The following is a 13,173-nucleotide window of genomic DNA, read 5'->3' as shown; positions in this document are numbered from 1 at the left end:
CCCCTCACCGCTTCGGGGTCAGCCCATCGAGCAACAGGTCGAGGCCTTTCTTGAAGGCGCCGTCCCAATCGCTGTCGAGCAGCAGGCGGGAGCGGTCGATGCTGGGGTAGCGCTCGCCGAGCTCGGTGAGACGGCGTTGCGCCGCAGCGAGGTCATCGGGGGAGCGGTCGAAGCTGCCGCGGGTGATGGTGGCGCCCATCACGTAGTTCCACACCGACCAGATCGCGACGTTCAGGTCGGCATCGGCAACGCCGGCGCGCGACAGGGTCTGGCTCAGCAGTTCGAGGCGCCCCAGCATGCTCGGCCCGAGGGCGCGGCGCGGCAACAGCGCGGCCGACCAGGGATGGCGCAGCATGGCGGCGCGCCAATCCTCGAGCATGTGGACGACATTGGCGCGCCAGCCATGGGCTTCAGCTTCAGGCGGGTGGTAGGCGAGGACGGCGTCTAACGCGAGGTCGAACACCTCCTCCTTGTTCCCCACATGCCAATAGAGGCTCATAGCGCCGGCGCCAAGCCGATCGGCCAGCCGGCGCATCGACAGGCCATCAACCCCCTGGGTATCAAGCAACTCCACGGCCGTGGCGATGATGCGCTCCAGCGAGAGCGGCGGGCCGCCCGAGGCGGTCGCTGCGCCGGTGTTGCGGGAGCGCCTCTGTGGGGCGCCACTGGGTTTGGCTGGCATGTGGTCCTCGCTGTCGGCGTCGATCTAGGCGAGCCCGACGACAAATGTCGACCCTGCCCGATTGACTCGTACATCGTACGATGTCAAACACTCGTACACTGTACGAGTCAGACGTACGGCGAAATCGATCAACGCTCAACCCCTGTCGGCCGCGACCCTGTCGCGGGTCCGCGGAGCTACGAGAAACACCATGTCACGCACACTCACCCAGCTGCTTATCGGAGGGCTATTCATCATGACCGCAGGCGCATCCACCGCAACGATGGCGGACGAAACCAGGCTCAGCATCGTCAATCCACCGAACCTGTTCGACCCCACCCCGAACGGCTACAGCACGGCGGTGATCGTGCCGGCGGGCGCGAGGATCGCCTATATCTCGGGACAGGGCGGGCAGGACAGCACCGGCGGTCTGTCCCCAGACTTCGCCGCGCAGGTGAAGCAGGCCTATGTCAATCTTGGTGCGGCGCTGGAGGGGATCGGGGCGACGCCGGACCAGGTGGCCAAGCTGACGATCTTCGTGGTCGACCACGACATGTCGAAGCTCGGCGTGCTGACCGAGACCGTCAAGGCGATGTTCGGCGAGACGCTGCCGGCGCAGACCCTGGTGCCGGTGCCCAAGCTGGCGATCGATCCGATGCTGTTCGAGGTCGAAGCCATCGTTGTGCTGAAGTAGGACGACAAGCAGAGGGCGGCGGGTCTCAGCCTGTCGCCCGCTGCTCGGCGTCTGCGTGCGTGGCCGGGGCGCCGTGACCGCGATGCGCCCGGAGACACGATATCACGCCGGCGAGGACGAAGGCACCGGCGAGCAGTTCCAGCGGCTGCGGCCAGCGCTGCTCCCACAGAAAGCCGTAGAGCAGCGCGAACACCGTCTCGAACACGATCATCTGCCCAACCAGGGTGAGCGGCAGCAGCCGGCTCATCCGGTTCCACAACGCGTTGCCGCAGATCGACGCCAGGATGGCGACGCCGATGGAAACGCCGGCGAAGTGCAGCCACTCGGTCGGCGCGTGCTGCGGTTGGATCAGGGCGATGAGGGGCACCAGCAGCAAGGCCTGGGCGCCGGTGACGACCCCGGTGAGGAGACTCCAGTCATGCGCCGACAGATGCGGCAGCCGGGCGAGGCAGCGGCTGTTGCCGACCGCGTAGGCGGTCCACGAGGCGAGCGCCCCGAAGGCGCAGATGAGGCCAAGCAGCTCGGTACCGGCGGTGGTCGCGCCGATAGCCTGCCAGCCAATGGCGAGGGCACCAGCCGCGCAGAGCAGCAGCGAAGGCAGCAGCGCACGCAGCGGCACGGCACCGCGATCGCGGCTGCCGATAAGGGTGACGGTGACCGGCAGGAAGCCGACGACCAGCGAGGCCATGGCGACGCTGCCGAGCTGTACCGCTGAGGCGACGAGAATGTAGTAGAGCGTGTTGCCGGCCAGCGAGAGCCAGAACAGCGAGAGCCAGTCGCGGTGGGTGAGGACTTGGCGGAGCGCGCGCCAGCGCGGCAGGATCAGCAGGGCGGAAATGACGCCATAGGCGAGGTAGCGCCCGGCAGCGAGCTCGAGCGGACTGAAGCCGCGCACCAGTTCCGGAGCGAGGAACACCAGACCCCACAGCGCCCCGGCGCCGACGCCGAAGGCGAGGCCGAGAGAGGTCCGGTAGGCGCCCGACGGTGCTGCGGTGGTGGTGCTCATACTGGCCTCGCAAGAATTGCGCGAGGGATATCATCAGGCAGCCGAGCGTTGCGCTCTTGATTGCGCCCCCAAATGCAACAAAAACTCACCCATGACCCAAGCCAAAGTTCCGGCCCGCAAGCTCGACAGTTTCGATCGCGCCATCCTGAGGATCATCCAGCGCGACAACAAGACCCCGCAGCGCAGCATTGCCGAGGCGGTGAACCTCTCCGCGGCGGCGGTGCAGCGCCGGATCGCGGCGATGGAAGCGGCGGGGGTGATCGAGAAGAACGTCGCAGTGCTCGATACAGGCGCTGTGGCAATGGGAATCACGGCGATCGTCGAAGTGCACCTCGGCAACGAGCGGCTGCAGACGGTGGATACGGCGAAGACGTTGTTCCGCGACGCGCCGGAAGTGCAGCAGTGCTACTACGTCACCGGCGGCACCAGTTTCGTCCTGATCATCGTCGTGCCCGACATGGTGAGCTACGAGGCGACGACGCGGCGGCTGTTCGCACAGAACGAGGCGGTGGCGAGCTTTCGCACCCTGGTGGCGCTGGATCGGGTGAAGACCGGGGCGGAGATCATCGTTCCGTAGTCCGGTCCCCGACGAAAGGCGGCGGGAACGGTCAGAGCCCGGTGGCGCGCTCCTGCTGCTCGTTATAGCGGGCGCCATGCACTTCGATGGCAGCAGCGGCAGCGTCGATCTCGGCGAGCGTCGCCGGCGGCAGCTCGAGCGATGCGGCAGCGATGTTCTCCTCCAGCCGCGGCAGCTTGGTGGTGCCGGGGATCGGGACGATCCAGGGGCGCTGGGCCAGCAGCCAGGCGAGCGCCACCTGCGCCGGCGTGGCGCCGAGCCCAACCCCGATGCGCGCCATGAGATCGACCATGGCCTGGTTGGCGGCCCGGGCCTCGGGGGTGAAGCGCGGGATGGTGTTACGGATGTCGTGGGCTTCGAAGGTCGTGGCCTCAGTGATCTTGCCGGCGAGGAAGCCTTTGCCGAGCGGGCTATAGGCGACGAGGCCGATATCGAGTTCCTCGAGCAGGTCGAGCACCGGTGGGCGCTGGAACCACAGCGAGTATTCATTCTGCAGCGCCGTGACCGGCTGCACCGCATGGGCGCGGCGGATGGTCTCGAGCCCCGCTTCGGACATGCCGAAATGCCTGACCTTGCCCTCGGCGATGAGGTCGCGGACGGTGCCGGCGACATCCTCGATCGGCACGTTCGGGTCGACGCGGTGCTGGTAGTAGAGATCGATGCGGTCGAGGCGCAGCCGCTTCAGCGAGCCCTCCAGCGCGCTGCGGATGTGGTCGGGCCGGCTGTTGACGCCGGTCGACTTGCCGTCCTGGTACTGGAAGCCGAACTTGGTGGCGATCACCACTTGGTCGCGCACCGGCGCCAGCGCCTCGCCGACGATCTCCTCGTTGTCGAAGGGGCCGTAGACCTCGGCGGTGTCGAAGAAAGTGAGGCCGCGATCGACGGCCGCGCGGATCAGCGCGATCGAGGCGGATTTCTCCGGGAACGGGGCATAGGACTGGCTCATCCCCATGCAGCCGAGGCCGATGGCCGAGACTTCAAGCCCCTGCCCGAGTTTGCGCTTCTGCATCTTGATCTCCTTCGAATGAGGTTACGGACGGAGCAGCGTCTTGATGGCGCGGCGCTCGTCCATGGCGCGATAGCCCTGAGCGGCATCGCGGAGCGGTAGTTCAAGGTCGAACACTCTTCCGGGGTTGATCCTGCGGGTGAGGATCAGCTCCATCAGCTGCGGCAGGAAGCGGCGCACCGGGGCCGGTCCGCCAATCATGCCGCGCTGCGCGAAGAACAGCGACTGGCCGTCGAAGGTCACGCCGTGCGGGACGCCGACATAACCGATCATCGAGCCCGGGCGGGCGCAGTCGATGGCCGTCTGCATCGATTGCTGCGTGCCGACGCATTCCAGTACGGCGTCGGCGCCAATGCGCTGGGTGAGCTCGCGGACCCGCGCCACGCCGGCTTCGCCGCGCTCGGCGACGATATCGGTGGCGCCGTAGTCGAGCGCCAGATCCTGCCGCGACCTGTGTCGGCTCATGGCGATGATGCGGTCGGCGCCGAGTTGTTTTGCCGCCAGCACCCCCATCAGCCCTACCGCCCCATCGCCGACGACGACCACGGTCGAGCCGGCCTGCACGCGGGCGGCATCAGCCGCATACCAGCCGGTGCCGAGCACGTCGGAGGCGGCGAGGAGGCTCGGGATCAGGTCGTCGGGGGGCATCTCGGCAGTGGCGATCAGCGTACCATCGGCGAGCGGCACGCGCGCCAACTCGGCCTGGCCGCCGGTCATGAACTCGCGCTGTTCGCAGGAGGACTGGAAGCCATGCCGGCAGTGCGGGCAGGTATTGTCGGAGAGGACGAACGAGCCGACGACGAACTGGCCCGGCCGCACGGTCCTCACCTCGCTGCCGACCTCGACCACCACGCCGCAATATTCATGGCCCATGGCCATGGGCGAAGTAACCTCGTTGGCGCCGCGGAACGGCCAGAGGTCGGAGCCACAGATGCAGGTGGCCGAGAGGCGGATGATCGCATCGGTGGGTTTGAGGATTTTCGGTTCGTCGCGCTGTTCAACGCGGACATCGCCCGGAGCGTGGAGGATGGTGGCGAGCATGATCGGGGTCCTTCGGAAATCGGGGGCCAGGGCTACCGCGTCGTCGCCGCGTACTGGGCTTCGGTGACGGGCTCGAGCCAGTCGACGACTTTGCCGTTCGCCACCTCCTGGGTGGCGAGATGGGTCATGGCGGTTTGCGGGGCGGCACCATGCCAATGCTTCTCGCCGGGGGCGAAACAGACGACATCGCCGGGGCGGATGTCTTCGACCGGGCCGCCCCAGCGCTGCACCCGACCGGCGCCGTGCGTGACCACCAGGGTCTGGCCGAGCGGATGGGTGTGCCAGTTGGTGCGGGCGCCGGGCTCGAAGGTGACGCTGGCGCCCTGTACGCGATCGGGCGCGGCCGGATTGAACAGCGGATCGATCCGGACCGTTCCGGTGAACCAGTCGGTCGGTCCCTTGCCCGAGGGCCGGCTGCCGGCGCGATAGATCTCCATGGCAGTGCACTCCTTGCTGACGGGCCAATGTAGCCAGCGGCCCGACCGTCGATTAGGATGAATAATCTCCATGAAGTTGTGAGCACGGCTCAGCAATGGCGCGCAGCCCAATCGATGACATTCAGGCCTTTCTCGCCGTGGCGCGGGAGCAGAGCTTTACCCGGGCGGCGGCGAAACTGGGAGTGACGCCGTCGGCGCTCAGCCATTCGGTGAAGGGGCTGGAAGCGCGGCTGGGTCTGCGGCTGTTGTCGCGGACGACGCGCAGTGTGTCGCCGACCGAGGCGGGGCAGCGGCTGGTAAACTCGGTCGGGCCGCATTTCGAACAGATCGAAGCGGAGATCGCGGCGCTCAGCGAGCTGCGCGACCGGCCGGCCGGCACCATCCGGGTCTCGTGCGGCGACTCGGTGGTGGCGTCGGTGTTCCGACCGATGCTGAGGACCTTCCTTCGGCAGTACCCCGACATCACGGTGGAACTGGCAATCCAGAACGGCTTTGTCGATATCGTCGAGCAGCGGCTCGATGCCGGGGTGCGACTGGGCGAGGCGCTGTCCAAGGACATGATCGCGGTGCGGATCGGTCCGGACTGGCGGTTCAGCGTGGTGGCGACGCCTGAATATTTCGAGCGGCGCCCGCCACCATTGACGCCGCACGAGCTCACCAGGCACCAGTGCATCAACCTCAGGCTGACCAGTGCCGGCAGCCTCTATGCCTGGGAGTTCAGGAAGGACGGCCGCGAGCTCAACGTGCGGGTGGAAGGACAGTTGATCTTCAACTCCATCCTGCCAGTGCTGGACGCGGCGCTCGACGGGCATGGGCTCGGCAACGTGCCGGAGTTCATGGCGCGCAGGTACATCGAGAGTGGCGAGCTGGTCGAGGTGCTGGCCGACTGGTCACCGCTCTGGCAGGGCTTTCATCTGTATTACCCCAACCGCCGCCAGCCTTCGCCGGCCTTCACCGCCTTCGTCGAGGCGCTGCGCTATCGAGGCCAGATGTCTGAAACGCCCGGCTGAACTGCTTCACGCGCAGTAACGCTCTACCCCGAATGGCCGGTACAAGGCGGGACATCCTTGATCGGGGCGCTGGCGAGGACACTCGAGAGCGGCTGGTTGCTGAGCAGCGGGGCGAGACCGGGGACACCAGGCAGCGCGATGAGGGCGGAGATGGTGGTTTTGGCCGGATCGATCGGCTCGGTGCGGCAGAGTTTTGGGCTCAGCGAGATGGACAGCGCATTGTTGCCGGCGGGCAGGGTTTTGGCCCAGGCCTGGGCTTCGCGGATCGCCTGCTTGTCGGGGTCGGAGAAGCCGAACAGGTAGTAGTTGCGCTCGCCGGTGGGTGGCGGGAGCGTGCCGGCGAGATCACCGGCATCGGCCGCGACCAGCGTCGCCTTGATGTGGCGCTCGCCACTCGATGGCGTGGTGATGTCGAAGCCGATGGTGGAGGCGCCCTGCACCGGCTCGAGCGAGGGGGGCAGGTCGAAGGCCAGCAGCAGGTTCGCGACATCGTCGTTGAGGTAGTCGAGGCCGCGAAGCTTGGCGGCAGTGCCGAGGGGAATCGAGGAACAGGCCGCGAGAGCGGCAAGCGCCAGGGCGGCAGCTGCAATACGGGTGGTCCGGCGGATCAACTTCCCCTCCCCTGCCCCCAGGGCGATACCTCGTCCGTGGGGCGTAGTTCGATGGGTACGAGATTCCCCGGCTTGGGGGAATGGGCGAGGTGTGGCGAGTGCCGCTCTGTCGGTGATCCTCCCCCGCGTGGCGGGGGAGGATAAGGGAGCCACCGAACACTCAGTGGATAGACGGAGCCGCGGTGACTTCGTTGGCCCAGTCGAGGGCGTAGTGGGCGACTTCTTCCCAGCCCTTCTCGCCGGCGAGGAAGTGCGAGCGATCGGCGAACTGGTGGAAATCGGTGCGGGCCGGGGACTTCTTCTGGATGTTGAAGATCGCCTTGGCGAGATATGGAGTGACGGTGCGGTCGTGTTCGGCCGAGATCACCAGCAGAGGTTGCTTCCGCGCCTTCACCTTCACCGCGGTGCCGAACATGCCGGCGGCCTGGTAGAAGATGTTGGTCGGGGTGGGCACGACGTAATCGTCATAGGCGATCTGCTGGTCGGCGGCAGTCAGAGTGTTGGCGAAGTTCTTGGCAAAGCCCTCGCGGGTAATCGTCTGGCTATTGCCTGGGCCGGCGAAGATCGGCGGCAGGGCGGCGAGCAGCGAGACCGGGCCGGGCAACGCACCGGCAATCGGACCGGGATCCATGGCGATACCGGCGATGCCGTAGCCGCGATCGAGCAGCAGCTGGGTGATGAGGCCGCCCATCGAGTGGCCGATGATGACCGGCTGTTCGTCGAGGCCGTCGATGATCGACGCATAGTGATCGACGATCTTCTTGAAGGTCAGGCCGCCCAGCCGCTTGTCGGGGTGGGCGCGAAGCTCGGCCGGGTTGCCTTCGAGGTAGGGCCAGGCCGGAGCCAGGGTCTTGTAGCCGGCGGCTTCGAACACCGAGCGCAGCTTGTCCCAGCTCGAGGTGTGCATCCAGGCGCCGGTGATGAACAGGGCAGTCTTGCTCTTTGCGGCATTGGCGGCGGCAAAGGCTGCTGAGGTTTCGAGGTTCGCGGTCATTTCAATCTCCCGTTTGAAAGTCGGTCGCGTCATTGCGATGACGATTAAATCGCACGCGATTGAATTTCGGACAACGCATGATCCTGCATGGCTGCCATGCATTGATCGCTTGCGATTAGATCGCATACGCTCTATATAGAAGGCACGACTGGAGACATCCGATGGACAAGAAAGCGATCGCCGAGCAGTTGAAGCTCGATCTGCTGCTGTGCTTCTCAGCCTATTCGCTGAGCCACGCCTTCAGCCGGTTCTACCGGCCGATGCTGGACAAGCTCGGCCTCACTTACCCGCAATTCGTGGTGATGATGGTGCTGTGGGAAAACGGCAAGATCACGATGAAGGCACTCACCGACCTGGTGATGCTGGAATCGAACACGCTGACGCCACTGCTCAAGAAGCTCGAGGCGGCGGGACTGGTGAAGCGCACCCGCAACAGGGACGACGAGCGCGTGCTCGATATCGAGATCACCGAGGCCGGGCTCGCCCTCAAGGCCGACGGCCAAATGGCCGCGGTGGAACTGGCGCTGGCCAGCGGTGAGGATATCGACGGGGTGATGGAGATGCAGCAGCGCATGGCCAGGATGCGCGACAGCGTGCGGGCGAAGCTCGAGGCGACTTAGGGTTCGCGGGCTCGTCAGGTGTGGCTGACGACGATGGAATCAACGTGTGCCGGTGCGTGTGCCCCACCCCTCCCCGTAAGGGAGGGAGACCAAGACACTGGCATCGAGGCTGTCGCCCCCTTGCGGGGAGGGGACCTAAGGGCTGGTTGGCGCCTGTCCGCCTACCCTGCCTCTGAGACGGCAGCGAGACAATGCCGGGGACCAGAACCGCCGCCGTGGCTATTCGGACGTGGTGCCGCCGATCAGGGTGACGCGCATGTCCCTCGCGACATAGACGCAAGACTCGTCGGCATAGACGCTGCCATCGGCGACACCGATCGGCAGCCTTCCGCGCCGAACCTGGCGGATGCTGACCTCGTAACGGACGAGGCGCGTCTCAGGGGTGATCTGGCCGCGGAACTTCATCTCGCCGACACCGACCGCTCGGCCCTTGCCCGGCAGCCCCGACCAGCCCAGCCAGAAACCGATGATCTGCCACATGGCGTCGAGCCCGAGGCACCCGGGCATCACCGGATCACCGGGAAAGTGGCAGGCGAAGAACCAGAGCTCGGGGGTGATCGCCAGCTCACCAATGACGTGACCTTTGCCGTAGGCGCCACCATCGTGGCTGATGGCGGTGATGCGGTCCATCATCAGCATCGGCGGCGCCGGCAATTGGGCATTGCCGGGACCGAAATAGCCGCCGGCGGACGAGCGGAGCAGTTCGCTGCGGTCGTAGGCGGGCTGCGGGCGGTGAAAGTCGAGCGGCGTCGGCATGATGGATCTCTCGCGGTCAGCTGGCCGGGCGCAGCGCCGCGGCCATGAAGCTCCAGATCGCTTCGGTGAGCGCGTCTGGGGTGGGCCGATCCTCCCGCGTCAGGGCGCCGAGCATCGCCTGCCGGATGCCGCCGCTCATCAAGGCGATGGTCAACGCGGGGTCGAGGTCCGGCCGAACGATGCCATCGTGCTGCGCCGCCCGGATCATGGCTTCGCCGCCCGTGAGGGTCTGGTTGGTGAAAGCTGTCTCGACATCGAGCACCTCAGGCGACCGGCTCAGCGCGCCGATCACCAGGGGCGCAAACGGGTGGGCGTAGTGGAACGCCACGTAGGCACCGATGCGCGCCTTTTCACGCTCGGCCCAGTTGCCGATGGGAAACTCGGCATTGTCGAAAGCCGCGGCATTCAGCTCGGCGTAGAATGCTTCCACCACCGCCGCGATCAGCCCGCTCTTCGAGCCGAAGTGGTGGTAAGCGAGCCCGACCGAGACCTTGGCCCGCCTGGCGACCGCCTGCATCTCGAGGTGGCCGTGCCCGGCGATGAGCTCGGCCTGGGCAGCGGCGATGAGGTTTTGGCGGGTGTTGGTCATTCACGGGCGCTCCCAATCTTGAATTGAATTCAATTCAGCATTGCAGCGGAAGTGTCAAGCTGCGGAATGGGGGTTGACCGGCGCATGGCCTCAAGAGTGATTGGCGGCACGCCGACTTCGCACCCGTCATCGGCAGGTGCCTGATCGGCGTTGTTCGGGGCCGGGGCCGCACAAGCGGCCGGTCTTTGCATATCGAGGGATGTTGCAGGTGGGTTGGGAAGCGCTCGGGCTGTGGGGAAATGATGCGGTGCGGGTCGAACGGCTCAAGGGGGGCGTCGCCAACGACATCTGGAGCGTGCGGATCGGCGGAGAACTGGCGGTGGCGCGGCTCGGCAAGCGGGGTGACGCCGACCTCGCCTGGGAGGCCGAGTTGCTGCAGCATCTCGAGCGCAACGGCCTCGTCGTACCGGCGCCGATCCCGACCACGGATGGACGCCTGTTCGCGGATGGCCTGGTGGTGATGAAGTACATGGAGGGCGGGCCGCCGCAATCGGCGGGCGACTGGCGCCGGGTGGCCGAAACGCTGCGCGAGCTGCATCGTCTGACAGCGGGCTGGCCGCAACGCCCGGGCTGGCGCTCCTCGACCGACCTGCTGGTGGCGGACACCGGAACGCGGATCAATCTCAATGCGATGCCGGCCGAGGCGGTGGCTCGCTGCCGGGCCGCCTGGGCGCGGCTTGCCGGGCGGCCAATGAGCGCGGTGCATGGCGATCCCAACCCCGGCAACGTGAGAATGACCGGCGACCGGGTGGCGCTGATCGATTGGGACGAAGCACATGTCGACATCGCCGATCTCGATCTCGACCTGCCTCATAACGCCGCCGGCTTCGAGGCCGAGGCGCAGGACATCGTCGCCCAGGCCTCGGCAGCCTGGGAAGCGGCGGTGTGCTGGAAGGATGACTATTCGGTCAGGCGGCTGGCCGAGGTTCGACCGGTCGCCGGGGTGACCGGATGAGGCCGCACCCCGCGTTCAAGGACCGCTCGATCCCGGCCGTGCATGTCCTCGGCGAGGTCACGCTGCGGGCTCTGTCGGTCAGCGATCTGGAGCGGGACTTCAATGCCGTGATGCAGAGCGCGGCCGACATCAAGGCCGCGAACCCGGGATCGAGCTGGCCGGATGGCCTGACCAAAGAGAAGAACCTGATCGATCTCGCCTGGCATCAACGGGAGTTCGAGGCCCGGCGCAGTTTCGCCTGGGTGATCGAAAGCCGGGCCGGCGAATACCTCGGTTGCCTCTATGTCTATCCGTCGATTGCCGGAGAGCAGGCGGCCGATGTGGTCTGGTGGTGGCGGACGGGCGCCGTGGTTGCCGCGCTGCCGTTCCGGGAGCACTTGCTGCAGTGGCTTGCCAGCAGCGATTGGCCGACGCTCGATTACAGGCCGAAAGACCAGTGAAGCTTGCCTGATGCGGCGCGAAAGCGTTTGGTCATTGGCTGCAAGTGGCACTGAACTACCGCAGCCACCGGCTGTCATCCCAGCGAAAGCTGGGACCCATTCATCCACCTGCGCTGCGGCGAGTTGGGTCCCAGCTTTCGCTGGGATGACACCGAGGGTGGGGTACTTGCAGTGGGTCATTTCGAGCACTGAGAGCCACGCTCACCTGCGATCACTCAGCTGGCGCCTCAGCTCAATAGTGAAGGGACCTAAACCTCGAACCGGAACGCGTCGCCGTCGCGGTGGATGTGTCCGGCCGTTGGGGCGGCGAAGTGGGTGCCGATGACCAGGATCGGCTGGTCGGCCCATTCGGCGAAGAGCCGCGAACGGGTGTCGATCGCGAGCTTGGAGTCGATGTCGGCGAGCGTCCAGTCGGGGTGCGCCATCTGGCAGGGATGGTGGGTCATGTCGCCGGTGATCACCGCTCGTGCGCCGTCGGACTCGATCAACACACTGACATGGCCCGGGGTGTGGCCGTTCGACGGGGTGAGCCGGACTTCGGGTGAGAGCACGTGATCCTGTTCGACCAGTTGGACGAGGCCGGCATCGAAGATCGGCTTGATGCTGTCCGCCATCGCCGCCACCTGCTCGGCTTCGTCGACGCCCTTCCAGAACTCATATTCCTGCCGGCCGATCAGGTAACGCGCCCGCGGGAAGGTCGGCACCCACCTGCCCGCTTCGAGCATGGTGTTCCAGCCAATATGGTCGACATCGAGATGGGTGCAGACCACCGCATCGACGCCGTCGCGCGACCAGCCCGCCTCGCTCAGTTGCGCGAGGAACGGTGTCGACAGGGCCTCGCCGCCGGTGAACTCGCGCGGCCGATCGTTGCCGACGCAGGTATCGACCACCAGCCGCAGCCCGGGCGCCTCGACCAGCAGCGCATGCACGCTGAGGTTGAGGGTGCTGTCGTCAGCGCTGACGAAGTGCGGATAAAGCCAGGGCAGCCGGCGCAGCGCCTCGGGTGTAGCGCCGGCCATGAACGAGGCCGGGATCGGCAGATCCATTTCGACAATGCGAGTGATCTTCACCCGCCCGACCTGCCAGCTCAGCATAGCGCTCGCGCTCCCTTGCGCAGGGTTTGCCCAACGGCCGCTTCGGCGACCGCCGATCCGGCTACGGCGGCCTTCATCGCGGCTCTGTTCCGCATTGCAGTTCTCCGTCCTGCCAGGTCTGCCTGCCGTTCAGGCGGGGACGTAGACGAGCCGCATCGTATCGCCGATCTGTTCGCTGGATTGGAGGCGGAGCGGCGGCCGGGGGCCGTGGAAGAATGGCTTGCCGCGGCCAAGCACAAAGGGCCGGAGGTAGAGCTGGTATTCATCGATGAGGCCAAGCGCGCTCAAGCCTCCCGCCAGCTCCGGGCCGGCGACGTCGATAACGCCCTCCTGCTCGGCCTTCAGCGCCTTGATGGACGCTTCGAGATCGCCGCTCAGCAGCGTCGCGTTCGGCCCGACCGATTTCAGGGTGCGTGAGACGACCCATTTCGGCTTCGCCCGCCAGGCTGTGGCGAAGGCGAGACCGGCCTCGCCCTCTTCAGCTTCCTCCTCGTCCCAGTAGCGCATGATCTCGTACATGCGCCGGCCGAGGAGGCTGCCGGAGAAGCCGCTGAGCTGGGAGCTGAAATGGAGGTGGAGCGCGTCGTCGGGCATCGGCAGGCCGGGCTGGCCCTCGGCGCCGGCGACATAGCCATCGAGGGACTGCATCATTCCAAATATGAGCTTGGCCATGCGTGGCTCC

The 13,173-nt window shown here is 66.5% G+C and carries 17 protein-coding genes; 6 read left to right on the top strand and 11 right to left on the bottom strand.

From position 1 onward, the window contains the following. Positions 1–4 precede the first annotated feature (4 nt). Positions 5–682, bottom strand: coding sequence for a TetR/AcrR family transcriptional regulator (locus ASC89_RS14515; protein WP_055998910.1), 678 nt, complete (start codon positions 680–682; stop codon positions 5–7). Positions 683–872: 190 nt separating this feature from the next. Here ASC89_RS14515 and ASC89_RS14510 point away from each other — a divergent pair, with 190 nt between their 5' ends. Next, positions 873–1,355 (top strand): RidA family protein, encoded by a 483-nt coding sequence (locus ASC89_RS14510; RefSeq protein WP_055998908.1) that lies wholly within the window; start codon positions 873–875, stop codon positions 1,353–1,355. Between the two features lie 25 nt (positions 1,356–1,380). Here the strand turns inward: ASC89_RS14510 and ASC89_RS14505 are convergent, their stop codons facing one another. Then, the gene (locus ASC89_RS14505) at positions 1,381–2,361 is read right to left on the bottom strand and encodes a DMT family transporter (RefSeq protein ID WP_055998906.1); all 981 of its coding nucleotides are present in this window, start codon (positions 2,359–2,361) and stop codon (positions 1,381–1,383) included. 91 nt (positions 2,362–2,452) lie between these two features. Between ASC89_RS14505 and ASC89_RS14500 the strand changes: the two genes are divergently transcribed. Next, positions 2,453–2,938: an Lrp/AsnC family transcriptional regulator gene (locus ASC89_RS14500; RefSeq protein WP_055998901.1), complete on the top strand. Its 486-nt coding sequence runs from the start codon at positions 2,453–2,455 to the stop codon at positions 2,936–2,938. A 31-nt stretch (positions 2,939–2,969) separates the two neighbouring features. Here the strand turns inward: ASC89_RS14500 and ASC89_RS14495 are convergent, their stop codons facing one another. Genes ASC89_RS14495 through ASC89_RS14485 form a run of 3 tightly spaced genes read right to left on the bottom strand, consistent with a single transcriptional unit; the run spans position 2,970 to position 5,422 of the window. After that, positions 2,970–3,947, bottom strand: a complete 978-nt coding sequence (locus tag ASC89_RS14495; protein ID WP_055998899.1) for an aldo/keto reductase — start codon at positions 3,945–3,947, stop codon at positions 2,970–2,972. A gap of 21 nt (positions 3,948–3,968) precedes the next feature. Continuing rightward, entirely contained in the window at positions 3,969–4,985 is a 1,017-nt protein-coding gene (locus ASC89_RS14490) for a zinc-dependent alcohol dehydrogenase family protein (protein ID WP_055877085.1), read from the bottom strand. A 32-nt stretch (positions 4,986–5,017) separates the two neighbouring features. Next, positions 5,018–5,422 carry a cupin domain-containing protein gene (locus ASC89_RS14485; RefSeq protein WP_055998898.1) on the bottom strand — a complete coding sequence of 135 codons (405 nt, stop codon included), beginning with the start codon at positions 5,420–5,422 and terminating at the stop codon, positions 5,018–5,020. A 95-nt stretch (positions 5,423–5,517) separates the two neighbouring features. Here ASC89_RS14485 and ASC89_RS14480 point away from each other — a divergent pair, with 95 nt between their 5' ends. Continuing rightward, the gene (locus ASC89_RS14480) at positions 5,518–6,432 is read left to right on the top strand and encodes a LysR family transcriptional regulator (RefSeq protein WP_055998895.1); all 915 of its coding nucleotides are present in this window, start codon (positions 5,518–5,520) and stop codon (positions 6,430–6,432) included. A gap of 23 nt (positions 6,433–6,455) precedes the next feature. On the opposite strand, the gene ASC89_RS14475 is transcribed toward ASC89_RS14480, so the two are convergent. Together ASC89_RS14475 and ASC89_RS14470 are read right to left on the bottom strand one after the other, a co-directional pair. Beyond that, positions 6,456–7,043, bottom strand: coding sequence for a hypothetical protein (locus ASC89_RS14475; RefSeq protein WP_055998893.1), 588 nt, complete (start codon positions 7,041–7,043; stop codon positions 6,456–6,458). A gap of 160 nt (positions 7,044–7,203) precedes the next feature. After that, positions 7,204–8,037 (bottom strand): alpha/beta hydrolase, encoded by an 834-nt coding sequence (locus tag ASC89_RS14470; RefSeq protein ID WP_055877745.1) that lies wholly within the window; start codon positions 8,035–8,037, stop codon positions 7,204–7,206. A 161-nt stretch (positions 8,038–8,198) separates the two neighbouring features. On the opposite strand from ASC89_RS14470, the gene ASC89_RS14465 reads away from it, so the two are divergent. Next, a complete protein-coding gene (locus tag ASC89_RS14465; protein WP_055998891.1) occupies positions 8,199–8,657 on the top strand; it encodes a MarR family winged helix-turn-helix transcriptional regulator in 459 nt (152 codons plus the stop codon). 219 nt (positions 8,658–8,876) lie between these two features. On the opposite strand, the gene fabA is transcribed toward ASC89_RS14465, so the two are convergent. Next, positions 8,877–9,413 (bottom strand): bifunctional 3-hydroxydecanoyl-ACP dehydratase/trans-2-decenoyl-ACP isomerase, encoded by a 537-nt coding sequence (fabA, locus tag ASC89_RS14460; RefSeq protein WP_055998889.1) that lies wholly within the window; start codon positions 9,411–9,413, stop codon positions 8,877–8,879. A gap of 16 nt (positions 9,414–9,429) precedes the next feature. Further along, positions 9,430–10,002, bottom strand: coding sequence for a TetR/AcrR family transcriptional regulator (locus tag ASC89_RS14455; RefSeq protein ID WP_055998887.1), 573 nt, complete (start codon positions 10,000–10,002; stop codon positions 9,430–9,432). Between the two features lie 208 nt (positions 10,003–10,210). Here ASC89_RS14455 and ASC89_RS14450 point away from each other — a divergent pair, with 208 nt between their 5' ends. Further along, complete coding sequence (locus tag ASC89_RS14450; RefSeq protein ID WP_055999034.1) at positions 10,211–10,957, top strand: phosphotransferase enzyme family protein; 747 nt, start codon at positions 10,211–10,213, stop codon at positions 10,955–10,957. After that, the gene (locus ASC89_RS14445) at positions 10,954–11,397 is read left to right on the top strand and encodes a hypothetical protein (RefSeq protein WP_055998885.1); all 444 of its coding nucleotides are present in this window, start codon (positions 10,954–10,956) and stop codon (positions 11,395–11,397) included. Before ASC89_RS14450 ends, ASC89_RS14445 begins: the two co-directional genes overlap by 4 nt. Positions 11,398–11,645: 248 nt before the next feature. Here ASC89_RS14445 and ASC89_RS14440 read toward each other — a convergent pair whose 3' ends face one another. Both ASC89_RS14440 and ASC89_RS14435 read right to left on the bottom strand, forming a co-directional pair. Next, on the bottom strand, positions 11,646–12,491 hold the full coding sequence (locus tag ASC89_RS14440; protein WP_320410474.1) for an MBL fold metallo-hydrolase: 846 nt from the start codon (positions 12,489–12,491) through the stop codon (positions 11,646–11,648). 129 nt (positions 12,492–12,620) lie between these two features. Beyond that, entirely contained in the window at positions 12,621–13,163 is a 543-nt protein-coding gene (locus ASC89_RS14435) for a dihydrofolate reductase family protein (protein ID WP_055998883.1), read from the bottom strand. Between the last annotated feature and the right edge of the window lie 10 nt (positions 13,164–13,173).

The sequence above is a fragment of the Devosia sp. Root413D1 genome, assembly GCF_001425235.1.
Taxonomy (GTDB): domain Bacteria; phylum Pseudomonadota; class Alphaproteobacteria; order Rhizobiales; family Devosiaceae; genus Devosia_A.
This window is presented reverse-complemented; position numbering and strand designations above follow the sequence as displayed.

Coding starts and splice junctions, on each gene's coding strand:
- ASC89_RS14515 (WP_055998910.1), bottom strand. CDS start 682: ATGCCAGCCAAACCCAGTGGCGCCCCACAGAGGCGCTCCCGCAACACC.
- ASC89_RS14510 (WP_055998908.1), top strand. CDS start 873: ATGTCACGCACACTCACCCAGCTGCTTATCGGAGGGCTATTCATCATG.
- ASC89_RS14505 (WP_055998906.1), bottom strand. CDS start 2,361: ATGAGCACCACCACCGCAGCACCGTCGGGCGCCTACCGGACCTCTCTC.
- ASC89_RS14500 (WP_055998901.1), top strand. CDS start 2,453: ATGACCCAAGCCAAAGTTCCGGCCCGCAAGCTCGACAGTTTCGATCGC.
- ASC89_RS14495 (WP_055998899.1), bottom strand. CDS start 3,947: ATGCAGAAGCGCAAACTCGGGCAGGGGCTTGAAGTCTCGGCCATCGGC.
- ASC89_RS14490 (WP_055877085.1), bottom strand. CDS start 4,985: ATGCTCGCCACCATCCTCCACGCTCCGGGCGATGTCCGCGTTGAACAG.
- ASC89_RS14485 (WP_055998898.1), bottom strand. CDS start 5,422: ATGGAGATCTATCGCGCCGGCAGCCGGCCCTCGGGCAAGGGACCGACC.
- ASC89_RS14480 (WP_055998895.1), top strand. CDS start 5,518: ATGGCGCGCAGCCCAATCGATGACATTCAGGCCTTTCTCGCCGTGGCG.
- ASC89_RS14470 (WP_055877745.1), bottom strand. CDS start 8,037: ATGACCGCGAACCTCGAAACCTCAGCAGCCTTTGCCGCCGCCAATGCC.
- ASC89_RS14465 (WP_055998891.1), top strand. CDS start 8,199: ATGGACAAGAAAGCGATCGCCGAGCAGTTGAAGCTCGATCTGCTGCTG.
- fabA (WP_055998889.1), bottom strand. CDS start 9,413: ATGCCGACGCCGCTCGACTTTCACCGCCCGCAGCCCGCCTACGACCGC.
- ASC89_RS14455 (WP_055998887.1), bottom strand. CDS start 10,002: ATGACCAACACCCGCCAAAACCTCATCGCCGCTGCCCAGGCCGAGCTC.
- ASC89_RS14445 (WP_055998885.1), top strand. CDS start 10,954: ATGAGGCCGCACCCCGCGTTCAAGGACCGCTCGATCCCGGCCGTGCAT.
- ASC89_RS14440 (WP_320410474.1), bottom strand. CDS start 12,491: ATGCTGAGCTGGCAGGTCGGGCGGGTGAAGATCACTCGCATTGTCGAA.
- ASC89_RS14435 (WP_055998883.1), bottom strand. CDS start 13,163: ATGGCCAAGCTCATATTTGGAATGATGCAGTCCCTCGATGGCTATGTC.